The sequence below is a fragment of the Amycolatopsis sp. NPDC003865 genome, assembly GCF_053605345.1.
In genome coordinates this window covers 41,931-65,639 of record NZ_JBSGJA010000002.1, presented here as the reverse complement: position 1 = coordinate 65,639, position 23,709 = coordinate 41,931, and the positions used below count along the sequence as shown (strand labels likewise).

Here is a 23,709-nt window from a genome sequence, read left to right as displayed (position 1 = left end):
ATGTTGCCGTCACGATCACGTCACGAACAGCGGTTCCGCACCGAAAAGCTGTCACAACACCCGGCCGCGAAACGACCCCGGTGGACGTGATCGAACCTCTTTCGCTGCGCGGCGCCGGCGGTCATCCCGCGCACGGGACCGACTTCACCGCCATCGACATCCGGACGACCGGTCTGCGCCCCGGGCGCGTCGTCGAGCTCGCCGCGGTGCGGGTGCACGCCGACGGCTCGATCGCCGGCCAGCTGACGACGCTGGTCGATCCCGGCCCCGGGGTGCCGCCCGGCCCGGCGCACGGCATCACGCGCGCCGAACTCGACGACGCCCCGTCGTTCGGCGAGGTGCTCGGGCCGCTGCTCGACCTGTGCGCGGGCAGCGTTGTCGTGGCGCACGACCTGGCGTTCGTCTCGGCGTTCCTCGACTCCGAGATCGGTGCTCTCGGGGTCCGGATGCCGGTGTTGCCGGGCGTTTCGACGCTCGCCGTGGCGCAGTCGGTCGTGCGGCTGCCCAACTACCGGCTCACCACCGTCGCGCACGCGCTGGGCGTGCCGGCCAGGCCGGGACAGGCGGCGTTGCCCGGCGCGAGGACGGTCGCCCGGCTCGTGACGAGCATGGTCGAGCGGTACGGGTTCACGTTCGCGGCGCCACCGGTCTTCCCCGGCCTGCCCCGGTTCGCCGGCGGCCGGCTGTTCCCGCGTGGCGAGGTGGCGACGGCGGAGCCGGGGTGGATGGCCGACGCCGTCGAGCGGATCGCGGCCGGCCGGGACGGCGACGCCTACCTGGACCTGCTCGCGGAAGTCGTCGCCGACCAGCACCTGACGCCCGAGGAAGTGACGGCGCTGGCCGCGTTGGCGACCGAAGCCGGGCTGTCCGGCGCGCGGGTGCGATCGACGCACGAGCAGTTCGTGACGGCGCTGCGGGAGATCGCGGAACGGGACGGCGTCGTGACCGCCGCGGAGGCGCGCGAGCTGCGCCAGGTGGCGACCGCGCTCGGCGTCGCCGGAGTCGATGTGCGGCCGGCCGGCGGCGGGAAAGCGACCCGGGTCCTGGTGCTCGGCACGAGCGTGGACGCGGACCGGATGCGGGCGCGCGTGCTCGAAGAGGGCGTCCAGCTGGCCAAGAAGCTGACCGCGAGCGTCACGCACCTCGTCGTCGACGCGACGGTGCCCGCCGGGGAGCCGCGGGTGGCCAGGGCCGGCGAGCTGGGGGCCGAGGTGCTCGACGTGCGGGCCGCACCGGTGGCTCTCGGGTTCGAGGCGCCCGCGCGCCAGGTCGTCGCGGAGGAGCGTCCGGCGAAGGTGCTCGGCGGCCGAATTCTGATGGGGGCCGGGCTGCTGCTGATGTTCATCGTCGTGGTGGCGATGTTCGGCGGCACTCCGCTGGCCGGCGGGATCTTCCTCGCGGTGCTGGGGGTGGGCGCGCTGGTCGGCGGGTGGTGGATCGCCGAGCCCGCGCCGCGATGATCGGGAGTTCGGTACCGTCGGCACGGTGCCGAGACTGATCCACTTGAACGGACCCTCCGGGATCGGGAAGTCGACGATCGCGCAGGCCTACGCCGAGCGGCGGCCCGGCGTGCTGAACCTGGACACCGACCGCGTCGTCTGCCTCATCGGGGGCTGGCGGGAGACCTTCTTCGAGACCTTCAAGGCCGCGCAGCTGCTCACCCTCGCCATGGCCGAGACGCACCTGCGGACCGGGCACGACGTCGTCATGCCGCAGCTCGCCACCCGCGTCGCCGACATCCGGGCCTTCGAGGACGCCGCTCGGCGGTGCGGTGCCGAGTACCGGGAAATCCTGCTCACCGCCGACAAAGCCGTCGCCGGGGCGCGGTTCGCCGGGCGGGCCGCGACGGCGGACGCCACCACCAAGGGCCTCGACGACATCCTCAACCGGCGTGGCGGGATCGCCGTGGTCGAACGGATCCACGACCAGCTCGCCGCCTACCTCCCGCAGCGGCCCGGCTGCCTCGTCGTGCCCACCGGTGGCCGCGCGCCCGAACAGACCTACGCCGACGTCGTCGCGGTCCTCGGCGAAGCCCGCTGACCGCCGTGCGGTTCACTGGACCCATGGCGATACCCGAGCTCGCGTTGCGGCAGATCGAACGGTGGTGTGCCCAGCGGGTTCCCGAACACCTCCGTGACCGCCTCCGCGTCGAGTGCCGGGTCCGCGGCGGCGTTGTCACCATCGTCGAGCTCCGGACCGGTGACGACTCCGAACACGGCATCGCGCAGCTGCGGTTCGACGAGTTCGGGATCTGGTCGATGCTGCGCTCCGACGGCCGGGGTGGGTGGCTGGCCGATCCGGACGCGCCCGTTGCCAGCACCCCGCCGCCGTTGCTGAGCGAAATCTAAGCCGGGAACCGCTTCTCGTTGCGGTCGATCTTCGCGTGCGCCGCGGCCGCCAGGTCCACGCCGAGGCGGTCCGCCAGCTGGAGCAGGTACAACGTGACGTCCGCGATCTCGTCCAGGACGTTCGCCGCCAGCTCCGGGTCCGCGCGCCACGCGTCGGACTCCTCCGGCGTCAGCCACTGGAACAGCGACGTCAGCTCGCCGACTTCGCCGGACAACGCCATCACGAGGTTCTTCGGGGTGTGGTACGGCTCCCAGGCCCTGGCCGCGGCGAAAGCGCGGAGGCGCTGGGTCACCTCATCGAAAGTCACCCGACGATTGTCCTCAGCCGTCACAGTGCGCTAACGCCCGTATGGCGGACCGGCGTTGACCGGTGAATCTCTCACTCAATAGGTTGAACGCCGTCGGGATGCTTGCGGGGCTTGAGGCAGGGAAAGGAACGTCTTGAAGTACCTGCGATCCGTCCGCGGCCGCATGCTCTGCATCGCGTTCGTGCCCGGCGGCGCGTTCGTCGTCGTGGCGCTCGTGATCGCGTTCTTCCTGGTCCAGCAGGCGAACCGGACCAGCGACGGCGCCGTGGAGACGGCCGGGGCCGCGGGCCGGACCGCGACCGCCGTCCGGTCGCTGCAGGGGCAGCGCAGCGCGGCGATGTCCGTGCCCGACCAACGGAGCGCCGCGTACGCGAATTTCACCCAGCGGATCGACACCGCCATCGCCGGGCTGCGCGAGTACGCCCGGCACGCGCCCGACGCCGAGTCCGCCTACCAGCAGACCACCGCCGTCGAGCTGCTTTCCGTCGCCGAGGGGATGGACCGCTCCGATTCCCTCGCGCTGGCGGGGATCGACGCCGTGACGCGGCGGCCGTTCACCGAGGCCGTCGCCGCCTACCGGGCCGAACTGGACCGGATCGCGCCGCAGCTCACGGAAAGTGGCCGTACCGCGTACGAGTCGCTCACCCGCAGCGCCGATTGGAGCAGGCTGGCGGCCGTCGAAGACGCGCTGGCCGCCGCCGAACCGTTGCCCGTTCCCGAGTCCACGTGGCGCAGCGCCGCCGACAGCGTCTCCCGGCAGCTCGGCAACCTGTACGCCCAGCAGAGCCAGTACGCCGTGCAGCTCACCCTCGACGACGGCCGCCGCACGTTCGCCGGTGCGATCGCCGCGAGCGCGGCCCTGCTCCTGTGCGCCGGGCTCCTGCTCGTCGTCGTGCGCCGGCTCGTCGCCCGGGTGCCGGTGCCGGTCGTGCCGATCATGGTTCCGACGATCCAGGCGGCGATCCCGCGACCCCGCCACGCACGGTCACGACGGCCGCGCGTGCCCGAGCCGTGGCCGATGAAAGCCGTGCTCGACGACCTGCGCCGCCGATGAGGCTGTCACGACCGGTAGTCGACTACGCCGAAAAGAGCACGCGGTTGGACCACACGCCGGACTGGCGGGGTCGGGCAGACTGGTGCGCGTGAGTCCCCACTCGGATCTTCGCCCCTACCTGCGCACTTTGGACGCGGAGACGCTGGCGGACCTCTTGCACGCCCAGGCCGAGCGTGACCCCGAGTTGCGGCACTCGCTCGAACTGCGGGCCGCCACCCAATCCGGTGATGTCAGTGAAGCGCACCGGCTGCTCGACACCGCGGTGACCGACGGGAACGGCGAATACACCGCGAAGGTCGGCGCCGTGCTCGACACATTGCAGCGGATGCTCGACGCCGGCAGCCGGGCCGACCTGGCCCCGCTCGCCCGCCGCACGGTCGACGACATCAGCGAGGTGCTGGAGCAGTCCGGCGACCACGCCGGCGACCTCGGTGACCGGCTGGACCGCGCCGTCGAGCTGTACGCGCGCGCGTGCGCCGCCCGGCCGCCGGACCCGGAGAAGCTGGCCGACTGGATCCTCGAGGTCGAGTTCGACGGCCCCGGCCGCCCGGCGATCGACCTCGCCGACTTCGCGGCGGCGCTGGGCGAGACCGGCCTGCGCCGGATCAAGTCCACTGTGGACGATGTGCTCGCCGCGAGCGGGCCGGGCCACCGCCGTGACGTGGCCGAAGGGCTGCGCGAACAGCTGGCCGAGGTGCTCGGCGACGTCGACGAGCTGGTGGCGATCCTGTCCGCCAAGCCGCCGCGGCGCGAGGTCAGCCTCAAGATCGTCCGGGTGCTGCGCGCGGCCGGTCGGCACAGCGAGGCCATCGCGCACGCCGCCCGCGCGCTCACCCAGGACAAGAACCCGAAACCGCCCGAGGCCGACGACGAAACCGCCCGGCGCCGCCAGGAGTTCGACGCCGAGCCGGGCCGCGAGACGTACGCCGCGCTGCGCGAAGCCGCGACCGCCGACGGGAAGTGGCCCGCGCAGCGGCGCGCCGCGCTGACCCGCCTGCGCGAGCGCGCCGCGGAGGGCGGGGCCGACGAGCTGGCCCGCGTCCTGCTCGACGACGGCCGCCCCGACGAAGCGTGGCGCGCCTGCGTGCGGTTCGGGGCGGCACCGGAGCTGAAGCTCGAACTCGCCGAGCAGCGCGCGGCGGAACACCCGGCCGAGACGATCCCGGTCTTCCGCGAGCACGTCGACGAGCTCATCGAGCGCAAGGACCCGCAGGCCTACCAGGAAGCCGCGCGCCGGCTGAAGCTGTTGCGCACCTTGCACAAGCGCGCGGAGACCCCGGACGAATTCACCGCTTACCTCGGCTCGCTGGTGGAAACCCACCGCCGGAAAACCCGGCTGATCACGGAAATCCGGGCCGCGCGAATCGCCATCCCGAAAGCCGTAACCCCGCCCCGCACCCCTCGTTGACCGAAGTGAACCGGTGATACACGTGCACCGGGACACCGCAAGCCCGCCAAGGCGGTCACCCGCTCTGGCCAGCGACGTCGCGGTGGCCCTGTTCCGCCGTCCGGCTCGGCGCCTCCCCGTCGAGCACGCGGCCGGGACCCGCGCCAGGGCCACCGCGACCGGCTCGCGGGCAGGTGAAACCATGAGTCCATGAGCCCGGTGAGTCGCGCCCGCAAGAAGGCACCGCAGCCCGTCACCCACAGCGTGACCGGCCTGTTCAAGGACGTCCTGAACGACTTTTCCGCGCTGGGCGCCGACCCCGCCCCGGTGGACGTCGAGCTGCTCGCCTCCGAGGTCCTCGGCCAGTTCCGCGACGTGCCCCTCGAAGAGGGCGACGAGCCGCTCGGCCTGGAGCTGATCGCCTTCGCCCAGCGCAAGATCACGCCGGGCGCGGCCGCGCTGCTGGCCGCGCTGGAGGTCGTCGCGGAGACCGACGTCGAGCGCAAGGCGGCCGAAGCCGGCCTGCAGGTCGTCCTCGGCCGCGGCATCCCCGCCCCGGGCTGGGCCGGCGCGCTGGGCCAGGTCACCGCGGGCGAGTGCTGGCGGACCGGCGACGTCTACGGCGACGAGTCGTCGCTGCTCTGCGTCTTCACCCACGGCGAACAGGCGCACGGCCTACTCGCGCTGCTCGACTTCACCGAGGGCGGCCGGGTCCGGGACCTCGTCGTGATCGAGCAGCCCGGCGAGGTGCTCGCCGAGATGCGCGCCCAGGCCGACGCTGACCCGGAGCTGGTCGTGCTGGAAGCGGTCGACCCCGCCGAGGCGCACCGCCTGCTGTCGGACGGCCTCGCCGCGACCGACCACCTCGACGACGCCGACGTGAGCGAGGACTACGCGCGCTTCCACGCGGTCGCGCTGACGTGGTCGCGCGCGTTGCCGGAGCCGTCGCTCGTCCCCGAGGTCGCCGAATGGTCCGAAACCGAACGCGCCGCCGTCGTCGAGCAGTTCGTCGCGGCGAGCGGTGAGGACGCCGACGCCGCCCGCGCGATCGGCGCGCTCCTGCTGGAACACGGCGTGCGCACCGATCCGGCGAACCCGCTGCGCGTCGGGCCGGAGAAGATCGCGCGGTTCCTCGAAGGGCTGCTGGGTGAGGAGTTCGAGCTCGACACCGAGCACGAGGACGCCGTCGAGCCGGTCGTGCTCGCCTGGGTGCAGTGGACGGCCGACCGAGCCGGGCTGACCGAGACCGCGGTCGCCGCGCTCGACGAGGCCGTCGCCGACTACCTGAGCGAGTACGCCGACGAGGACGACTCCCCGCTCGAGCGTTACTTCGGCGACGTCGGCGACCTGTCGCCGACCGAGCTGGCGGACGCGCTCGAACGCCGGATGTTCGCGGTGCCGTCGCTGACGACAGAGATCGAGGACGAGGAGGTCGACCTCGACCCCACCGACCCCGAACAGCGCCGGGCGCTGGTGATCGCCGAAGCCGACGAGGACGAGGAAGAACAGCGGCTGGTGCTGCGCGCGACGATCGTCGACCAGCTGTGGGACGACGAGCCCGCCGAAGCCTGGCAGGCCGTGCAGCGCCTGCAAGAGGGCGAGCTCGACCGCGACGAGATCTTCGAGCAGCTGATCGACGCTCTGGAAGGGAGCCTGCTGGAGTCCGAGGAATCGCTCGAATACGACGCCGACGCCTACGTCGAGGCGCTGGCGGAACTCTGACGTCTAGGGGAGCGGGCCCGCCGGCTCGGCGGGCTTGCCCCGGCGCCGGCGCTCCTGCAGCCGGTCGTCGAAGTCGACGACGAAGGTTCCCGCGGCCATCGCGATCAGCAACACCAGACCGAGCACCGCACCGACCCACGTAAGGACCATCGCGAACATCGTGGGCCTCCTCCCCAGCTCAGAGCCGTTTTCCTGACTCCTTCAGGGTCGCTTTCACAAGCGGCCGGGGGTATCGGCCAACCGGTTACGGCACCTCGGCCGATCGGCCGGATTCCGGTGCGGAGAGTCGCGGGGCCACGACAAATCGTGGCCGCGCACTCGCTCAGCGTGCGAATGCGCGGCATGTGGGTGACGCGGTAAGTAATCGGGTCAGAGCTTGCGCAGGCGCACCCGGTTGATGGCGTGGTCGCAGTCCTTGCGCAGCACGAGCGTCGCCCGCGGCCGGGTCGGCTTGATGTTCTCCATCAGGTTCGGCTCGTTGATCGAGCGCCACAGGTGGCGCGCCTCGGCGCGGGCCTCGTCGTCGGGCAGGCCGGCGAAGTGGTGGAAGTGCGACGCCGGGTCCGCGAACGCCGTGTGCCGCAGCTCCAGGAACCGCTCGATGTACCAGCGCTGGATGTCGTCGGTGTGGGCGTCGACGTAGATCGAGAAGTCGAACAGGTCGGACACCATCAGCCGCGGCCCCGGCTGCAGCACGTTCAGGCCTTCGACGATGAGGATGTCCGGCTGCTGCACCACCTGCTCCTGGCCGGGCAGGATGTCGTAGGCCAGGTGCGAGTACACCGGCGCGGCGACGCGCTCGGCGCCCGACTTCACCTCGGTGACGAACCGCAGCAGCGCGCGGCGGTCGTAGCTCTCCGGGAAGCCCTTGCGGTGCATGATCCCGCGCCGCATCAGCTCGGCGCGCGGGTACAGGAACCCGTCGGTGGTGACCAGGTCGACGCGGGGGTGGTCCGGCCAGCGGGCGAGCAGCGTGCGCAGGATGCGGGCGGTGGTCGACTTGCCGACCGCCACGCTCCCGGCGATGCCGATCACGAACGGGACCTTCGTGCCGCGGGAGTCGTCACCGAGGAACGTCGTGGTCGCTTCGTACAGCCGCTGGCGCGCGGCGACCTGGAGGTTGATCAGGCGGGAGAGCGGGAGGTAGACGTCGGCCACCTCGGCCAGGTCCACCTGCTCGCCCAGGCCGCGCAGCCGCAGCAACTCGGCCGCGGTCAGCGGCAACGGCGTCGAACTTCGCAGTTCTTTCCATTGTTCCCGGTGCAGCTCGACATACGGGCTGAGTTCGCGGACCCGGGTCATCGCACACTCCTCCGGCCGTCGCCTGCACTGGCGGACGTTCACCTGCTTGGTCAACGGTAGGGCTTGCGGCCGGTTAAAGCGCTGTGATGTAGTCCACCCCGGGTTTCGGGTGCTCACCGCGTGTGACGGAAGACCTCTTCCCACGCCGCCGCGACCTGGCGCGCGCAGGTGGCGGGATCGACCCCGCCGACGCCGGTGCCCAGGCCGGGCATCGCGATCGTGTCGACGAGCTCCCGCACCGGTCCGTCGTCGAGCCGCCCGTCGCGCCACTGCAGGAACACCGCCCGCGCCGCGAGATAGGGGTGCACGGTGTCGGCGGGCAGCCGCTCACCCGGCTCGCGCATGGTCGGCGCGCTGATCAGCCACGCCGGCTCGGCCTCGCCGGTCGGCACGACCACCGCCTCGCCGATGGGCAGCTCACCGCCGTGAAAAGCCAAAACGGCGCTCCGGACGCTCTGCTCGACCCCGGGGAACGCCCGCGCGTAGACGGCGTCGATGCCGCCGCGCATCCAGCCGTAGGAGTTGGCCGGGCTGACCACGGCCTGGGCGACGACGTCGAGGACCGACCCGCGGTGCACCCGGACCCGGCCCGTCAGCTTTTTGGCGGCGGCGGCCCACGCGGTGGCGAGTGGTTCATCGACGGCGCACAGCACCAGCTCCGGTGTGCGAGCGGAGACCGGCGGGTGCGTGCCCTCACGGCCGGTGTGCGTGCCCGAGTCGGCGGTCACGCCCTTAGCATCGCAAAAAATGCCACCGGGCGTAACCAGTTGGCGTACCGGCTGTCCGAGTGAAAGTCGCCACCCCCGTAGCCTGGGGATGTGTCACGGATCGCATACTTCGGCCCCCAGGGGACCTTCACCGAACAGGCCGCGCGGGTCCTCGCCGGCGGCGGAGAACTGATTCCGGTCGAGACCGTCCGGCTGGCGATGACGGCCGTCCGCGAGGGCGAGGCGGACGCCGCGTGCGTCCCCATCGAAAACTCGGTCGAGGGCGTGGTGCCCGCCACCCTCGACGCGCTCAGCGAGTCGACCCCGTTGGTCGCCGTCGCCGAGGCCATCCTGCCGATCCACTTCAGCGTGCTGACCCGGCGCGGCGGTGGCGACATCAAGACCGTCGCCAGCCACCCGCACGCGCTCGCGCAGGTCCGCGAGTGGCTGGAGGCGAACCTGCCGGACGCGCACCCGGTGGCGTCGTCCTCGACGTCGGCGGCCGCGGTCGGGGTGCTGGAGGGCCAGTTCGACGCGGCGGTGTGCGCGCCGGTCGCCGTCGAGCACTACGACCTCGACGTGCTGGCCACCGAGGTCGCCGACGTCAGCGACGCCGCGACGCGGTTCCTGCTCGTCCGCCCGCCGGGCGAGCTGCCGGAGCCGACGGGCGCCGACCGGACGTCCGTGGTCGCCGCGGCCGTGAACCGCACCGGCACGCTCGCCGAGCTGCTCACCGCGCTGGCCGACCGCGGGATCAACCTGACCCGGCTCGACGCCCGGCCGACGCGGAACAACTTCGGCGAGTACCGCTTCTTCATCGACTTCGAGGGGCACCTGGCCGAGCCGCGGATCCTCGACGCGCTGACCGCGCTGCGCCGGCACTGCCGCAACCTGCGGTTCCTCGGCTCGCACCCGCGTGCCGACGGGACGCGCACCACGATCGAACCCGGCTTCGGCAACGACGACTTCGTCGACGCCGCCGTGTGGGCCGACGCGGTCCGCAAGGGAGACCTGGCGTGAGGTTGCTGCTCATCCGCCACGGGCAGACCGAAGGGAACGTCCGCGGCGCGCTCGACACCGCCCTGCCGGGCCCGCCGCTGACCGAACTCGGCCGCACGCAGGCCGAGCACCTCGCGTTCCGGCTGGCGGAGGAGCCGATCGCCGCGGTCTACGCGTCGCAGGCGATCCGGGCGCAGCAGACGGCCGCGCCGCTGGCCGCACAGTTCGACCTGGACGTCCAGGTCGTCGACGGCGTCCACGAAGTCACCGCCGGCGACCTGGAAGGGGCGACCGACCACGAGTCGATCCGGACCTACATGGAGGTCGTCCGGCGGTGGACGCTCGGCGAGCTGGACCCGGCGCTGCCCGGCGGCGAGAGCGGCACCGACGTGCGCACCCGCATGCTCGACGCGGTCGGTGGGCTGCGGGCCAAGCACGAGGAGACCGACCCGGACGGCGTGATCGCCCTGGTCAGCCACGGTGGCGCGATCCGGCTCTCGGCCGAGTGGCTGGCGTCGAACGTCCACGCCGACGTCGCCAACGCGGCCCTGATCCCGAACACCGGCCTGGTCGAGCTCGAAGCCCGGCCGGAGGGCCGGTGGCACTGCCTGACCTGGGTTGACACGCCGCTCTGATCGTCACGAAAGTGTGATCCCGTCACGTTTAAGACACGTTTGGTGGGGAATTAACGAGGCGAACCAACCTGCCGGAGATCCGTACGTCTACCCAGTAGCACCACACCAGGGAGGCGATTGACATGGTTCGGACGAAGCTTTCTCGGTTGCTGCCGATCATCGCGGCTTCGGCGGGCGTTCTCGCGCTTTCCGCCTGCGGGAGCGGCGGGACCACGAACGCGGCGAGCAGCTCGACGCCGTCGACCACGGCGTCGCCCACCTCGACCACCGTCACCTCGACCGCGCCCAGCGCGAGCAGCTCGACGGCCGCCGCGCCGCCGGTCGCCCAGCCGGCCGACAACGGCCTCTGCAAGGCCGGCGACGTCACGCTGTCGCTCGGCCAGGGCGACGCCGGCGCGGGCTCGGTGTACCGGCCGCTGCTGATCAAGAACACCAGTGCGAAGCCGTGCGAGATCCAGGGCTTCCCCGGGGTCTCCTACGTGGCCGGCGCGGACGGGCACCAGGTCGGCAAGGACGCGTTCCGCGAAGGCACCAAGGGCAACGCGGTCAAGCTGGACCCGGGCCAGACCGCGGCCGCCGACATCCAGTTCGTCAACGTGCAGAACTTCGATCCGGGCACCTGCCAGCCGACGGCGGTGAAGGGCCTGCGCATCTACCTGCCGCAGGAGACGGCGTCGAAGTTCGTGCCGACCGACGGGACGGCGTGCGCGAGCACGAAGATCCCGGGCAACCAGCTCTCGGTGAAGACGGTCCACCCGGCGTGAGCTAGATGCGGCCGCAGATCTCCTGCGCCTGGACCAGGTGCCGCTGGCCGGAGATGTCGTTGAAGTGCAGGCTGAGCACCATCCTGGCGACGCCGTCGATGTGGTCGGCCAGCGGCTGGTAGGTCGCGTTGACCTGGGCCGCGGCCGCGGACAGCTCGCGGGCGGCGGTCATCCGGTGCAGCCGTTCGGGCGTGAGGCCGGGTGTCAGCGACGGCTGCGTGTCCCGGCTCGTGTCCGGCAGGTCGCCGACGCGGTCGAGAGCCTGACACGCGGCCAGCGCGTCGTCGAGCGCGCCCGCGTGCACGCCGGACAGGCCCCACAGCAGCCCGAGTACCCCGCCGCCGAGCACGAACCCGGCCACCGCGCACAGCACGAGCAGCCGCCGCGACTGCGGCGGTGCCGCCGCCTTGACGTCGTCGGACTCGCCCGCGGGCTCGTCGAAGTCGGGGCCGGCGTCGGTGCCGGTTCCGGGGTCCACGGTGCGCATAGCCGCCTCCCACCACCTGGGTGATGAGATATTTCAGCTCACAAACCCGGTTCCTGGTGCTGTAGCGCCACGGCTGAGTCCGATTTGTCATCCAGCGGGAAGCGTCGCAGCGCGACGGCCGCGAACGCGGCGATCACCAGCATCGCCAGCCCCGAGACGGCGAACGTGCGCGCCGCCGTGCCGAGCGCCGTGGTCAGCACCCCGCCGAGCAGGGCGCCGAGCGGGATCGCGCCCCAGACGACCGTGCGCCACACCCCGAGCACCCGGCCGAGCAGCTCGCCGGGCACGAGCGTGTGCCGGGCGGTCGCGAGCACGACGTTCACCGCGACGACCGCGGCCGCGAACAGGCCGAACAGCGCGGCGCCCGCGACCGGTGAGCGCACCAGGCCCATCCCGCCGAACCCGGCACCGCAGCAGAGGATCCCGCCGGTCACGACCGCGCGCCGGCCGGCCACGCGCACCAGCCGCGGGGCGACGCCCGCGCCGAGCAGCCCGCCGATGCCGCCGACGAACGCGAAGAACCCGAAGGTCGCGTCCGAGAGGTGGAGGTCGTCGAGCGCGTACAGCACCAGCTGCGCCTGCGCGAGCTCGCTGACCAGGCTGAGCAGCCCGGCGATGACGACCAGCCGCAGCAGCAGCGCGTTGCCGCGCAGCCAGCGCAGGCCGTCGGCCAGTTCGGTGCGCAACCGCGCCGGCTGCTGTTCGCCGCGACCGCGGTAGGTGCCGGCCAGCCCGAGCAGGACCGCGGCCGCGATCGCGAAGCCCGCGGAGTTGAGGAGGAACGGGAAGGCGGCGAAGAGCGCGAAGGTCATGCTGCCGATCGGGCCGCCGAGGAACGTCTGGCCGACGATCTCGCACGCCTGCAGCTTGCTGTTGGCGCTGTCGAGCGAGCCGTCGCCGACGACGGCGGGGACCAGGGCGTTGGCCGCGCTGTCCGCGATCGTCTCGGCGGTGCCGATGACGAGCGCCGTCAGGTAGACCAGCCAGATCGTCATCCCGCCGGCGGCGACCAGCACGGCGAGGGTGCCGACCGCGACGGCGCGGGCGGTGTTCGCGACGACCATCGCGCGCCGCCGGTCGATCCGGTCGACCAGCGCGCCGGCGACGGCGGCGAAGAGCAGCCACGGCAGGAACTGCGTCGCGGACAGCCCGGCGATGAGCACGGGGTCGTGGGTCAAGGTCGTGGCGAGCAGGGGCAGGGCCACCTTGCCGATGCCGTCGCCCAGGTGGGAGGCGGCGCTCGACGTCAGCAGCCACGTGAGTCTTCGAGCAGGGTTCACCGGATCCCCCAGCACTCATCGCAGTCACCCAATGACTTCGGGTAACAGGATAAGCGCGTGGTCAGCCGCCGGTGGTCACGTTGTGGCTTCAGCCCCAGCCGAGCTCGTGCAGCCGGGCGTCGTCGATGCCGAAGTGGTGGCCCAGCTCGTGCACGACGGTGATGAGGACCTCTTCGACGACCTCGTCCTCGTCTTCGCACATCGCCAGGATCGGCTGCCGGTAGATCGAGATCCGGTCGGGCAGCACCCCGCCGTACGACGACGTCCGCTCGGTCAGCGCGATCCCGTGGTAGAGCCCGAGGATGTCCGGCGCCTCGTCGTTGAACTCCTCGACGAGCACGACGACGTTGTCCATGGCCCGCGCGAACTCGGCGGGGACCTCGTCCAGCGCTTCCGAGACCAGTTCCTCGAACCGCTCCCGGCTCATCTCGACGGGCATCAGCCGTTCGTCTTCGTCGACGGCGGGGCGGAGCTCGACGTCGCCGGGCCGCCGCCCCCGTCCGAAGGCGGGCCGCCGTCCTGGGGCTGGCCGCCGTCCGGGCCCGCCGGGGCGGCCTTGAGGCTGCCGGTCACCGCCTGCAGGCCACTCTTGTCCGGAAGCAGCGCCGCCACCTTGCAGTTGACCTTGGTCGAGCCGGCGTCCCAGCTCTCCTGCTCCCGCAGGTCCCAGGTCAGGATCAGCTTCTTCGCGTCGAGGTCCGCGCCGCCGGTGTAGTCGGCCGCCTGCTTGGTGCACTCGGTGTCGAGCCAGGCCTTCTGGTCGTCCTGCTTCGGGTAGGCGTCCTTGAACTTCGACTTGAGGTCGAGGGTCGCGATGATCTCGTAGGAGTGCGGCTTCGCGCAGTCGATCGGGTCGCCGACGCCCTTGCCCTGCAGCGCGAGGCAGGTGCCCGGCTCGAAGACGAGCGACTGGTCCTGCTCCTTCGCCGGCCCGGTGGTCGGCAGCAGCTTGCCGCCCGGGCCCGCCCACTGCAGGCCGCACCGCAGCTGGCGGTCGCCGTCGTCCCACTGCGACGGCGTCGGCCGCAGCAGGTTCGTCGTCAGCTTCCCGTACGGATCGAGGTTGTGGCCGAGGTAGGGCTTCACGTCCGAGGTGCACTTCTGCTGCGCGATCTGCTGCCACTGGTCCAGTGACGGGACCGGCGCGCCCTCCGGGAACTGGGCGCCGATGTCCACGAGCGCGGTCACCTCGAACAGGTGCGGCTGGGTGCAGGCGACCTTGCGCGCGTCGCTCGCGTCCGGGTTGTCCCAGGTCAGGCAGCTGCCGGGCGGGGAGTGGAAGGCCTCCTGGGCCTCCGCCGAGAGCCTGCCCGCGCCACCGCCGGCGCCGCCGGCGAAGCCGCCGCCGCCGGTGAACAGGACGCTGAGGGCGAGCGCGATGAGCGCGCCCGCGAAGATCCCGCCCATCACGACGCGGGTGCGCAGCGTCTGCGTGGCGGTGGGGAACCGATCGGCGCTGGGAGACATCGCAGTCCATGATGCCCGCGCCGCGCGAGACGTGCGCGATCCGGGTGGTTAGGGTGGGTCACGGTTTCGTGGTGGCCGGGATTACGGAGCGCACATGACGCAGGACAACAACACTGGGGACCAGCCGCCCCCCGAGCCGCCCAAGCGCGGTTCGATGAGATTCCAGGACTCGAACACCCGTCCCAAGCAGCCCTCGCTCGCCGAGCAGCGCGCGCGGCAGCAGGCGCTGGTTCAGGAGGAACGGGACGAGGAGCTCGCCCGCCAGGCCGACGCGAAGGCGGCGACCCGGCGCAAGATCCTCATCGGCAGCGGCGTCACGGTCGGGCTCGTCGGCCTGGTCGCGACGTTCTACTCGGTCGCCAAGACGGAGAACGTCACGGCGGTCTGCACCGACGCGAACGGCGTGGTCCAGAACGACGACTACTGCGACGAGTCGTACGTGACCAGCCACCACGGCTACTCCAGCGGCGGTTTCTGGTTCATCCCGATCAACGGCGGCGGCTACCAGAGCTACCGGTACAACTACGGCGGCACCGGCACGATCGGCCAGCACGTCTCCGGCGGCTCCTACGACCCGCCGTCGTCGCGCACCAACGTCACCACGAAGACCGGCAAGTCCGTCCAGCGCGGCGGCTTCGGCATCAGCGGCAAGAGCGGCAGCACCGGGGGCACCGGCGGCAGCGGCAAGAGCGGGGGATCGTAGGTGTACCGGGACCGGCGTGAGCCGCGGCGCGACTGGCAGCGGATCGTCGAGGAGCAGGGACTCGTCTACGGCACGCCGGCCCGCGACGCCAGTGGCCGGATGCGGCCGTACTGGGACGAGTCGGTGCACTACGTCTTCGACATGGACGAGGTCCTGTCGCTCGAGGCGGACGTCGAGCTGCTGCACTCGATGTGCCTGGAGGCCGTCGACAACGTCGTGACCACCGAGGGCTACCAGCGGTTCGGCATCCCCGAGTGGGTCTGGCCGCACATCGCCGAGTCGTGGAAGCGGCAGGACCCGCACGTCTACGGCCGGTTCGACCTGCGCTACGACGGCAAGTCGCCGGCGAAGCTGCTGGAGTACAACGCGGACACGCCGACCACGCTGCTGGAGGCGTCGCTGCTGCAGTGGCACTGGAAGACCGACGTCTTCCCGGACGACGACCAGTGGAACTCGATCCACGAGAAGCTCGTCGAGCGCTGGGCGTTCCTGCAGGACAAGCTGCCGTCGAACGAGCTGCACTTCACCTGGTCGGCCGCGGATCCCAGCGGCGAGGACAACGTCACCACGGCGTACCTGCAGGAGACCGCGGCCGAGGCCGGGCTCGACACGGTCGGCCTGGCGATCGAGGAGATCGGCTGGGACCCGGTGCTCAAGCGGTTCGTCGACCTCGAAGAGTCGCAGATGGCGACCGTGCTGAAGCTGTACCCGTGGGAGTGGGTGGTCGACGAGGAGTTCGGCCGCCACGCCGTCGAGTCGCTGCCGCGGACGCTGTGGATCGAGCCGCTCTGGAAGATGATCCTCTCCAACAAGACGCTGCTGGCGATCCTGTGGGAGAACTACCCGGGCCACCCGAACCTGCTGCCCGCGTTCGCCGACGACCCGGGCCTGCTCACCGAGTACGTCCGCAAGCCGAAGCTGGGCCGCGAGGGCGCGAACGTCCAGATCGTCGCGACCGGCTACGAGACCCAGACCGACGGCGTCTACGGCGCCGAAGGCTTCGTCTACCAGGCGTTCGACCCGCTGCCCGAGTTCGACGGCTACCGGCCGGCGCTCGGCGCGTGGATCGTCGGGGACAGCTCCGCCGGCCTGGGCATCCGGGAGACCGGCGGCCTGGTCACCGACGACGGTGCCGCATTCGTCCCACATCGCATCCCCGAAGCGTGATACAACACCGTCGCTGATCAGCTCTTTTCTCCTGGGAGACAATTCGTGAACACGACCCTTGCGCTGTCCGACACGTTCGGCTCCGACCTCGTGCGGGGGATCGGCGCGATCCTGCTGTACGGCGTCGTCGGCCTGCTGCTGATGTTCGCCGGCTTCTACGCGATCGACTGGACCACGCCGGGCAAGCTGTCGAAGCTCGTCACGCAGGGCCTGCCGAACGCGGTGATCGTGACCGCGTCCGGGATGCTCTCGATGGCCTTCATCGTCGTCGTGGCGATCTTCAACTCGGCGAGCGACCTGACCGAGGGCCTGATCACGTCGCTGGTCTACGGCCTGCTCGGGATCGTGGTCCAGGTCATCGCGGTCCGGCTCCTGGAGTGGGCGACCCGCATCGACGTGGCGTCGACCATCGAGAGCGAGAAGTTCGCCCCGGTCAGCATCGTCGTCGCGGCCGCGCACATCGGCCTGGGCCTCGTGGTGGCGGTCGGCATCTCCTGACGTCGTGGGCCGATCGGGCATGATCGTGGCCGCGTTCGGCCGTTCGCACTAGCGTGGGGTTCGTGCGCCTGCTGAGGACACCGGACGACCGGTTCACGGACCTGCCCGACTTCCCCTTCGAGCCGAAGTACGTCGAGCTCGACGACCCGCACGGCGGCGTGATCAGAGTCGGTTACGTGGAGGCGGGCCCGGCCGACGGCCCGGTCGTCCTCCTGCTGCACGGCGAGCCGAGCTGGTCGTACCTGTACCGGAAGATGCTCCCGGTCCTGGCCGCGGCCGGCTTGCGCGCGATCGCCCCGGACCTGGTCGGCTTCGGCCGCTCGGACAAGCCGGGCGACCTGACGGACCACACGTACGCGCGCCACGTGGAGTGGATGCGCGGGTTCGCGTTCGACGCGCTGGACCTCCACGACGTGACGCTGGTCGGCCAGGACTGGGGCGGCCTGATCGGGCTGCGCCTGGTCGCGGAGAACCCATCGCGGTTCGCCAGGGTGGTCGCGGCCAACACGGGCCTGCCCACGGGCGACGTCGACATGCCGCCGCAGTGGCACGCGTTCCGCGAGGCCGTGCAGAAGGCCCCGGTGCTGGACGTCGCGCGGTTCGTGCAGTCAGGCTGTGGTTCGAAGCTGTCGGAGGCGGAGCGGGCGGCGTACGACGCGCCGTTCCCGAACGAGATGTACAAGGCCGCCCCGCGCGCGATGCCCGGGTTGGTGCCCTACCGGCCGGACGACCCGGCATCGGAGGCGAACCGCGCGGCCTGGAAGACGTTGACGGAGCTGGAGATCCCGTTCCTGGTGGCGTTTTCCGACGGCGACCCGATCACGGGCGGGATGGGCCCGATCCTGAAGCGCTCGATGCGCGGGGCGGCGGGCTTGGACCACCCGGTGATCGCCGGCGCGGGTCACTTCCTGCAGGAGGACAAGGGCGAGGAACTGGCGGGCCACGTGGCGAGGTTCGTCCGGAGCTGAGCCGAGCGACCCACCGAGCACGTCCGGACGATTGCCGTCCGGGCGTGCTTTTTTCGCACCCTGATGGTGACTGACCGGCTACAGTCGCGACTGGTGAGGGGTTACCCGAGGCAATAGACGGGGACGAGGGGTGGAACGGTGGTTCATCAAGGTAAAGAGTTCGGCGTCGACCTGTACGAGCTGGAGAAAGTGGCGAAGGTCGATTTCCCCACCGTGTCGGCCGACTACGGCGACGCGATCGGCAGCTGCAACCGGGTCCGGAGCGACCTGGCCCAGGTGATGCGACGGCCGGAGCGGTTCGGCGGGGACCCGCTCGGACCGGTGTACCAGGCCTATCTGAATCTGCACGACACCGTGCTCGGGTTCCTGAACGAAACCAGGGCGAATCTGGACGACACCGCTACGGCGCTGGACAAGGCGGCGCGGCACTACGCCGAGACGGACCAGGCAGCTCGTGACGAGCTCTACCGGCGAGCGCAGAACGACCCGGAACTGGGTGGGAAGTTGTGAGCTTCGACCAGCTGATGCAACACGCCCGGGACATCACCGACAAGGCAGTTGACCTGACGGCGAAGGAGCTGGCCCAAAAAGGGGCGACGCAGTCCGGGGCGAACCCCGACCGCAATGCTATCCGGCAGCACTTCGGTTTCATCGAGTCGATGTTCGAGCCGTTTTCCAGGCTGCCCGATCCGGCTCGGTACGACCCGCTGATCGCGGACCTCAACGCGGCCATGGCGAAGCTGAACACCGGTTCTGTCAACAACACCGAGCTCAGCAACGACGTCAGCTTCGTGAACCCGCACCTGGACAAGATGACGACGGACGGTGGGTACCTGCAAGGCTGGACCGGCGACGCCGCTATGGCGTTCAAGGCCAATTTCGTCGATACCTTCAAGTCGATCTCCGGGAACCAGTTCACGGTGCTCTCCACCCTCAAGGGCATCCTCCAAGCACACCGCGAGATGTGGCTGAGGGCGCGTGCCGACATCGACAAGATCGCGGAAAACACGAAGAACGCCCTCGACAACGCCGGCGGGTGCGGCAAGAACCAGTGGACCTTCGAGTTCTCTGTGCTCTCCGCGGTCAGTGCCATCGGCGGGGTCGTGGTCGCCATCGCGACCGGGGGCGTGGTGCCGCTCGCGGCGATCGGTGCGCTCGCTTCGGTGGGGGGGTGCCGGCGTCGCCGGCCTCACGGCGTCCGGAGATTCAGCCGAGACGATCGTCAATTCGATGAGGCAGGCAGCCGATGAGCTCCTCAGGCACATCCAAGAGGTCGAAACACAGCAAATCGCGCAGAAAGTGCGGGCGTTGACCGATGCGGTGAACGCGAACAAGGACAAAATCGTCGCGGCCCGCCCGAACCTCGCCGGCATGAACGATCACGACCTCACCGGTGACAGCGGCTTGGGCCGGTCGGACTAGGCCAGGAGGCGGATCGTGGAGGATTTGGCCGAAAGGCTGGACAGCATCCGGGTTCACGTGCGGGCCCCGGGAACGGAAATCGAGGCCGAGTTCCGCCGTCGGACCGGCGCCACGTTGTCGTTCGGCGAAAGCGTCTACGACTTCATCGGCGAGTCTGCGCTGGAAAGGGCGCTGGCCGCGACGGCGCGCTTGCTCTGGGTCGGGTGGCAGCGGCAGTACCGGACGGCGATCGAGGAGACGGACCTCAACATCGACGCCGATGACTTGCGGGATTCGAACTTCTTCGCAGACCGCGCCAAGGTCGAGGCAGCCGGTGCTTCGAGCGACGAGCGGATCACGATAAGCACGGTGGGCATGGAGAATTTCTCCGTTCACATCGTGCCGGGAACGATACGTGAGATATCCGAGGACGAGTTCGCGGCGAGTGCCTCCGAGGCGGCCACCAAGGTGATCGAAGCTTTCCAGGCCAAGGTGGACGAACTGAAGAAGCGGTACTACGAATGACGCGGCGCGCGCTTGTCCTGTCAGTGCTCGTCGTGGCCGTGGTCGCCGCCGGGGTGATCACGGCGGTGGTCCTGACGCGCGACGAGCCGGTGGCGAAGGCTTGCGACATCCCCGGCGCGGTTCCGGAACAGCCGGTGTCCGCGAAGACAGCGCCCGGCGGAGGCGGGATCGAAGTCACGGAAAAAGGCGTCTCTTCGTCGGGGCTGGCCAGCATGGGAGCCGTCCTGCGCAACACCAGCGAGCGCATCGCCTACCGGACTCGGGTGACGCTCGAAGTGGTCGTCTCCGTCAACGGCCTGCCGCCGGGGCCCGTTCACGGGCCGCTGATGACCGTGGAGATCCCGGTGTTGCTGCCGGGGCAGCAAACCGGCGTCGGCCGGCCGCTCGTCAACGTCGGCGGGACCGCCAAGGTGATCTCGGCGGACGTCGACGTGCGGACGACCACCTGGTTGCCGCCCGGTTCGCTCGGTGGCTTCAGCCCGGTGACGGACACCTACGAATCGACCAGCCGCGTCAAGGCATCGCTGCCGGCCGACGCGGTCCGGTACACCGAGCGCTCGGCCAACTGCCGGGCGCTGGTCAGCCGTCGCACCGCGGTCGTGTTCCGCGCGGCGGACGGCAAGATCGTGGGCGGTGGCTTGCTGCCGCCCGACGGCAAGGGCAACCCCGCGGGCAGCGCGCAGCAGCCGCCGGCGAGCCCGTCGTGCGCGCCGGGCGAACGCATTACCTGGGTCGTTCCGCTGCAGACGATCCCGCCGGGCACGGACGACCGGCGGACGGAGCTGTACTCGTACTGCGATCTCAACGCCCCGCCCTCGGACGTGAACGCCGTCGATTAGGCGTCCAGCGACTGGGTGCCGAGGACGGTGGCGAGTTCCAAGCGGTCGGCGTCCTCGGTGCCCGGCTCGGCGGTGTAGACGCTGATGCGCAGGTCGTCCTGGGCTACGACCAGCGTGTCGCAGTCGAGGGTGATCGGGCCGACCGCCGGGTGGTCGATCGTCTTGCGCCGGGACGGGTCGGGCAGCGGTGGCGGGGCCTCGGCGTCCCAAAGCCCGGCGAACCGCGGGCTGCCGGCCGTCAGGTCGGCGATCAAGCGCCGCAACGCGTGGTCGGCGGGGTAGCGCGACGCCGTCAAGCGCAGGTCGGCCACCAGGCGCGCCTCGTGCTCGGCCTGCTCCTGCTCACTGTGGACGACCCGTGACGGCAGGTGCGTGACGTTGCGCCAGACGGCGTTGCGCTCCAGGCCGCGCCACGCGGTCGTGTCGCCCATCAGCGCGTTGTACGGCGCGTTGGCCAGCACCAGCGTCCAGCTCGCGTCGTAGACGACCACCGGGGTGTGCGACAGCCGGTCGAGCAGCCGCTGGACGCTCGGGGCGATCCGCGACGGCACGACGTCCGGGCCCGGCGCGGCGTGGCCGGCCAACCGGAACAGCAGGTCGCGTTCGACGTCGGACACGCGCAGCGCCCGGGCCAGCGACTCCACCACCTGCGCCGAGGGCGCCGTCGCGCGGCCCTGTTCGAGGCGGGTCAGGTAGTCGGCCGAGATGCCGGCCAGCGCCGCCAGCTCCTCACGGCGCAACCCACTGGCCCGCCGCCGCCGGCCCGCCGGGACGCCGACGGCCTCGGGTGCCACGCGATCGCGCCAGCGACGGACCGTCCGGCCGAACTCCCACGCCTCCACACCGTCCATTCTCGACGAACCCGGGCTCGCTGTCCTGGCCCTGGCAGTCCTACGAAAACCGGACGACTGGTTGCGGCCCGCGCGTCCTCGCAGGCTGGAGGCATGACCGAAACCGGAACCGTCCTCATCACCGGCCCGACCCGCAACCTGGGCCGTCACACCGCGCTGGCCCTCGCCGGCCGACCGGAAGCGCAGCGCCCCGACCTGCTGCTCGTCGGCCGCGCCGGGCGTGACCTGACCGCCGTAGCGGACGAGGCCCGCGCCCTCGGCGCCCGCGTCCGCGAGATCGGCTGCGACCTGGCGAGCCTGGAAGACGTCCGGAAAGCCGCGGCCACCGCCCGCGAGCTGCTCGACACCGGCGCGGTGCGGCCACTGCGCGCGCTGATCGCCAACGCCGGTGTCATGTCGGCCGACACCCGGCAGGCGTCGGCCGACGGCTACGAGCTGACCTTCGCCGTCAACTACCTGGCGCACGCCCAGCTGATCGGTGATCTGCTCGGCTCGTTCACCGCGCCCGCGCGGATCGTGCTGCTCGGCTCGAACACCTACCACGCCAATTTCTGGCGCAAGCTGCTGCACGTCGCCGAGGCCGACTGGGCGGACCCCGTCGAGCTGGCCCGGCCGAGCACCGGCGAGCCGAGCATGGAGGCGTCCGGTGTCGCCTACTCCAACGCCAAGCTGGCGATCCTCTACTACGCCCACGAGCTGCAGCGGCACACGGACGTCAACGTGTCCGTGTTCGAGCCCGGCTGGATGCCGGGCACCGCACTGGGCCGCGGCGCCCCGGCGGCGTTCCAGGCGATGAGCCGCGCGCTGGCCCGCATCCCCGGCGTCTCGACGCCGCGGCGCTCGGGCCCGCTGCTGGCCGCGCTGGCCGTCGACGAGAAGTGGGCGCACCTGCGCGACGGCGCGTTCGTGCTGAAGGACGAGCCGGCGGAGGTCCAGCCGGTCGCCCACGACCGTGATCGTGAGCGCCGGCTGTGGGAGGCGACCGCCGAACTGCTAGGCGAGCGCCGCGTGGGTGGCCGCCAGTGAGTCGACCAGGATGTCCAGGCCTTCCTGGGCCTCCTCGGCGGTCAGCGTCATCGGCGGGCCCAGCCTCAGCACGTTGCCGTGCAGGCCGCCCTTGCCGATCAGCAGGCCACGCTTCTTCGTCTCCTCCAGCATCCGCGCGGCGGCCGCGACATGAGGCGTAGTGGTCCCCGGCTTGATCAGCTCCACCCCGATCATCAGGCCCTTGCCCCGCACCTCGGCGACCAGCGGTGAATCACACGCACGCAACCCCGACAGCAGCTGCGCACCCCGAGCCGCGCAGTTGGCCTGCAGGTCGTGGTCCTTGATGTAGTCCAGCACCGCCGTCGCACCCGCCATCGAGACCGGGTTGCCGCCGAACGTCGAGAACGACTGTGCCTGGAAGCAGTCCAGCACGTCTCCGCGGGCCACCACCCCACCCACCGCGAGCCCGTTGCCGAGCCCCTTCGCGAACGTCATCATGTCCGGGGTCACGCCGTGGGCCTCGATGCCCCAGAAGTGCTCGCCCGTGCGGCCCCAGCCGGTCTGGACCTCGTCGGAGATGAACAGCACCCCGTACGAATCCAGTACCTCCTTCATCGCCTGGAACAGCCCGTCCGGCGGGAGGCTGAAGCCGCCGACGCCCTGGATCGGCTCCGCGATCAGGCACGCCACGTCGCCCGCCGTCGCCGTGTCGAGCACGTCCACCAGGTCCGCGACGCACGCTTCGATGTACGAAGCGTCGGACAGGTCGCGGAACGGGCTGCGGTACCGGTAACCACCGTGGACGTAGTTGACCTTCACCGGGCTCAGCGCCGACGCCGACCAGCCGCGGTTGCCCGTGATCGCGACCGTCCCGAACGACCGGCCGTGATAGGAGTTGCGCATCGCCAGCACCTGGTTGCTGCGCCGGAACTGCGTCGCCAGCATCAGCGCCGTGTCGTTGGCCTCGCTGCCCGAGTTCGTGAAGAACACCTTGGCGTCCGGGATGTTCGACAACGAAGCGATCCGCTCGGCCAGCTCGACCTGCGAACGGATCAGGTACAGCGTCGAGGTGTGCAGGATGCCCGTGTCGAGCTGCTTGCGGACCGCGTCGCCGATCTCGGCGACGTCGTAGCCCATCGAGTTGGTCAGCACGCCGGCGAAGAAGTCGAGGTAGGTGCGCCCCTGCGAGTCCGTCATCCGCCGGTCGTGGGCGTGCACGATCTCGATCGGCTCTTCGTAGAGCAGCGACATCCAGGACGGCATGACTGCGCGGTGCCGGGCGAGCAGCTCATCGGTCATCGAACGCCTCC

At 71.0% G+C, this 23,709-nt stretch carries 29 protein-coding genes; 19 read left to right on the top strand and 10 right to left on the bottom strand.

Annotated elements, in window-relative coordinates; translation table 11 throughout:
* Positions 1 to 80 precede the first annotated feature (80 nt).
* From ACWEVP_RS05175 to ACWEVP_RS05165, 3 genes are read left to right on the top strand one after another with little or no spacing between them, the layout of a single operon-like run.
* Entirely contained in the window at positions 81 to 1,460 is a 1,380-nt protein-coding gene (locus tag ACWEVP_RS05175) for a 3'-5' exonuclease (RefSeq protein ID WP_452061374.1), read from the top strand.
* Positions 1,461 to 1,485: 25 nt separating this feature from the next.
* Complete coding sequence (locus ACWEVP_RS05170) at positions 1,486 to 2,040, top strand: AAA family ATPase (protein ID WP_452061373.1); 555 nt, start codon at positions 1,486 to 1,488, stop codon at positions 2,038 to 2,040.
* A 23-nt stretch (positions 2,041 to 2,063) separates the two neighbouring features.
* Entirely contained in the window at positions 2,064 to 2,348 is a 285-nt protein-coding gene (locus ACWEVP_RS05165) for a DUF3024 domain-containing protein (protein WP_452061372.1), read from the top strand.
* Here ACWEVP_RS05165 and ACWEVP_RS05160 read toward each other — a convergent pair.
* On the bottom strand, positions 2,345 to 2,656 hold the full coding sequence (locus ACWEVP_RS05160) for a nucleotide pyrophosphohydrolase (RefSeq protein WP_452061371.1): 312 nt from the start codon (positions 2,654 to 2,656) through the stop codon (positions 2,345 to 2,347). The two genes, ACWEVP_RS05165 and ACWEVP_RS05160, sit on opposite strands and share 4 nt — an antisense overlap.
* Positions 2,657 to 2,789: 133 nt before the next feature.
* Between ACWEVP_RS05160 and ACWEVP_RS05155 the strand changes: the two genes are divergently transcribed.
* From ACWEVP_RS05155 to ACWEVP_RS05145, 3 genes are all read left to right on the top strand, one after another.
* A complete protein-coding gene (locus ACWEVP_RS05155; RefSeq protein WP_452061370.1) occupies positions 2,790 to 3,710 on the top strand; it encodes a nitrate- and nitrite sensing domain-containing protein in 921 nt (306 codons plus the stop codon).
* Between the two features lie 88 nt (positions 3,711 to 3,798).
* The gene (locus ACWEVP_RS05150) at positions 3,799 to 5,118 is read left to right on the top strand and encodes a hypothetical protein (protein ID WP_452061369.1); all 1,320 of its coding nucleotides are present in this window, start codon (positions 3,799 to 3,801) and stop codon (positions 5,116 to 5,118) included.
* Positions 5,119 to 5,307: 189 nt separating this feature from the next.
* On the top strand, positions 5,308 to 6,819 hold the full coding sequence (locus ACWEVP_RS05145) for a hypothetical protein (protein WP_452061368.1): 1,512 nt from the start codon (positions 5,308 to 5,310) through the stop codon (positions 6,817 to 6,819).
* Between the two features lie 3 nt (positions 6,820 to 6,822).
* Here the strand turns inward: ACWEVP_RS05145 and ACWEVP_RS05140 are convergent, their stop codons facing one another.
* From ACWEVP_RS05140 to ACWEVP_RS05130, 3 genes are all read right to left on the bottom strand, one after another.
* Positions 6,823 to 6,969 carry a hypothetical protein gene (locus ACWEVP_RS05140; protein ID WP_452061965.1) on the bottom strand — a complete coding sequence of 49 codons (147 nt, stop codon included), beginning with the start codon at positions 6,967 to 6,969 and terminating at the stop codon, positions 6,823 to 6,825.
* Positions 6,970 to 7,188: 219 nt separating this feature from the next.
* Positions 7,189 to 8,121 carry a type I pantothenate kinase gene (gene coaA / locus ACWEVP_RS05135; RefSeq protein WP_329053240.1) on the bottom strand — a complete coding sequence of 311 codons (933 nt, stop codon included), beginning with the start codon at positions 8,119 to 8,121 and terminating at the stop codon, positions 7,189 to 7,191.
* 113 nt (positions 8,122 to 8,234) lie between these two features.
* The gene (locus ACWEVP_RS05130) at positions 8,235 to 8,849 is read right to left on the bottom strand and encodes a macro domain-containing protein (protein ID WP_452061367.1); all 615 of its coding nucleotides are present in this window, start codon (positions 8,847 to 8,849) and stop codon (positions 8,235 to 8,237) included.
* A gap of 90 nt (positions 8,850 to 8,939) precedes the next feature.
* Here ACWEVP_RS05130 and pheA point away from each other — a divergent pair, with 90 nt between their 5' ends.
* The 3 genes from pheA to ACWEVP_RS05115 all read left to right on the top strand — a co-directional run bounded on the left by pheA (position 8,940) and on the right by ACWEVP_RS05115 (position 11,226).
* Positions 8,940 to 9,848 carry a prephenate dehydratase gene (gene pheA, locus ACWEVP_RS05125; protein ID WP_452061366.1) on the top strand — a complete coding sequence of 303 codons (909 nt, stop codon included), beginning with the start codon at positions 8,940 to 8,942 and terminating at the stop codon, positions 9,846 to 9,848.
* A complete protein-coding gene (locus ACWEVP_RS05120) occupies positions 9,845 to 10,462 on the top strand; it encodes a histidine phosphatase family protein (RefSeq protein WP_452061365.1) in 618 nt (205 codons plus the stop codon). Before pheA ends, ACWEVP_RS05120 begins: the two co-directional genes overlap by 4 nt.
* 122 nt (positions 10,463 to 10,584) lie before the next feature.
* Positions 10,585 to 11,226 carry a DUF4232 domain-containing protein gene (locus tag ACWEVP_RS05115; protein WP_452061364.1) on the top strand — a complete coding sequence of 214 codons (642 nt, stop codon included), beginning with the start codon at positions 10,585 to 10,587 and terminating at the stop codon, positions 11,224 to 11,226.
* 1 nt (position 11,227) lies between these two features.
* Here the strand turns inward: ACWEVP_RS05115 and ACWEVP_RS05110 are convergent, their stop codons facing one another.
* The 4 genes from ACWEVP_RS05110 to ACWEVP_RS05095 form a co-directional block, all read right to left on the bottom strand.
* Entirely contained in the window at positions 11,228 to 11,713 is a 486-nt protein-coding gene (locus ACWEVP_RS05110) for a hypothetical protein (RefSeq protein WP_452061363.1), read from the bottom strand.
* A 38-nt stretch (positions 11,714 to 11,751) separates the two neighbouring features.
* On the bottom strand, positions 11,752 to 12,993 hold the full coding sequence (locus ACWEVP_RS05105) for an MFS transporter (protein ID WP_452061362.1): 1,242 nt from the start codon (positions 12,991 to 12,993) through the stop codon (positions 11,752 to 11,754).
* Between the two features lie 88 nt (positions 12,994 to 13,081).
* Complete coding sequence (locus tag ACWEVP_RS05100) at positions 13,082 to 13,432, bottom strand: metallopeptidase family protein (protein WP_093945617.1); 351 nt, start codon at positions 13,430 to 13,432, stop codon at positions 13,082 to 13,084.
* On the bottom strand, positions 13,432 to 14,460 hold the full coding sequence (locus ACWEVP_RS05095; protein ID WP_452061361.1) for a septum formation family protein: 1,029 nt from the start codon (positions 14,458 to 14,460) through the stop codon (positions 13,432 to 13,434). The genes ACWEVP_RS05100 and ACWEVP_RS05095 overlap by 1 nt, the downstream gene beginning before the upstream one ends.
* Before the next feature lie 154 nt (positions 14,461 to 14,614).
* On the opposite strand from ACWEVP_RS05095, the gene ACWEVP_RS05090 reads away from it, so the two are divergent.
* From ACWEVP_RS05090 to ACWEVP_RS05050, 9 genes are all read left to right on the top strand, one after another.
* Positions 14,615 to 15,163 (top strand): hypothetical protein, encoded by a 549-nt coding sequence (locus ACWEVP_RS05090; protein ID WP_452061360.1) that lies wholly within the window; start codon positions 14,615 to 14,617, stop codon positions 15,161 to 15,163.
* A complete protein-coding gene (locus tag ACWEVP_RS05085) occupies positions 15,164 to 16,330 on the top strand; it encodes a glutathionylspermidine synthase family protein (RefSeq protein WP_452061359.1) in 1,167 nt (388 codons plus the stop codon).
* Between the two features lie 45 nt (positions 16,331 to 16,375).
* Positions 16,376 to 16,828, top strand: coding sequence for a DUF350 domain-containing protein (locus ACWEVP_RS05080; protein ID WP_364464090.1), 453 nt, complete (start codon positions 16,376 to 16,378; stop codon positions 16,826 to 16,828).
* A 62-nt stretch (positions 16,829 to 16,890) separates the two neighbouring features.
* Complete coding sequence (locus ACWEVP_RS05075; protein ID WP_452061358.1) at positions 16,891 to 17,796, top strand: haloalkane dehalogenase; 906 nt, start codon at positions 16,891 to 16,893, stop codon at positions 17,794 to 17,796.
* 138 nt (positions 17,797 to 17,934) lie between these two features.
* Positions 17,935 to 18,306, top strand: coding sequence for a WXG100 family type VII secretion target (locus tag ACWEVP_RS05070; protein ID WP_452061357.1), 372 nt, complete (start codon positions 17,935 to 17,937; stop codon positions 18,304 to 18,306).
* Complete coding sequence (locus tag ACWEVP_RS05065; RefSeq protein WP_452061356.1) at positions 18,303 to 19,046, top strand: hypothetical protein; 744 nt, start codon at positions 18,303 to 18,305, stop codon at positions 19,044 to 19,046. Before ACWEVP_RS05070 ends, ACWEVP_RS05065 begins: the two co-directional genes overlap by 4 nt.
* A complete protein-coding gene (locus tag ACWEVP_RS05060) occupies positions 19,027 to 19,218 on the top strand; it encodes a hypothetical protein (protein WP_452061355.1) in 192 nt (63 codons plus the stop codon). Before ACWEVP_RS05065 ends, ACWEVP_RS05060 begins: the two co-directional genes overlap by 20 nt.
* 15 nt (positions 19,219 to 19,233) lie before the next feature.
* The gene (locus ACWEVP_RS05055) at positions 19,234 to 19,722 is read left to right on the top strand and encodes a hypothetical protein (RefSeq protein WP_452061354.1); all 489 of its coding nucleotides are present in this window, start codon (positions 19,234 to 19,236) and stop codon (positions 19,720 to 19,722) included.
* A complete protein-coding gene (locus ACWEVP_RS05050) occupies positions 19,719 to 20,561 on the top strand; it encodes a hypothetical protein (protein ID WP_452061353.1) in 843 nt (280 codons plus the stop codon). Before ACWEVP_RS05055 ends, ACWEVP_RS05050 begins: the two co-directional genes overlap by 4 nt.
* On the opposite strand, the gene ACWEVP_RS05045 is transcribed toward ACWEVP_RS05050, so the two are convergent.
* Positions 20,558 to 21,412 (bottom strand): helix-turn-helix transcriptional regulator, encoded by an 855-nt coding sequence (locus ACWEVP_RS05045; RefSeq protein ID WP_452061352.1) that lies wholly within the window; start codon positions 21,410 to 21,412, stop codon positions 20,558 to 20,560. The genes ACWEVP_RS05050 and ACWEVP_RS05045 overlap by 4 nt on opposite strands.
* A gap of 93 nt (positions 21,413 to 21,505) precedes the next feature.
* On the opposite strand from ACWEVP_RS05045, the gene ACWEVP_RS05040 reads away from it, so the two are divergent.
* Positions 21,506 to 22,438: an SDR family NAD(P)-dependent oxidoreductase gene (locus ACWEVP_RS05040; protein WP_452061351.1), complete on the top strand. Its 933-nt coding sequence runs from the start codon at positions 21,506 to 21,508 to the stop codon at positions 22,436 to 22,438.
* Here the strand turns inward: ACWEVP_RS05040 and ACWEVP_RS05035 are convergent.
* Positions 22,406 to 23,698 (bottom strand): aspartate aminotransferase family protein, encoded by a 1,293-nt coding sequence (locus ACWEVP_RS05035; RefSeq protein WP_452061350.1) that lies wholly within the window; start codon positions 23,696 to 23,698, stop codon positions 22,406 to 22,408. The two genes, ACWEVP_RS05040 and ACWEVP_RS05035, sit on opposite strands and share 33 nt — an antisense overlap.
* Between the last annotated feature and the right edge of the window lie 11 nt (positions 23,699 to 23,709).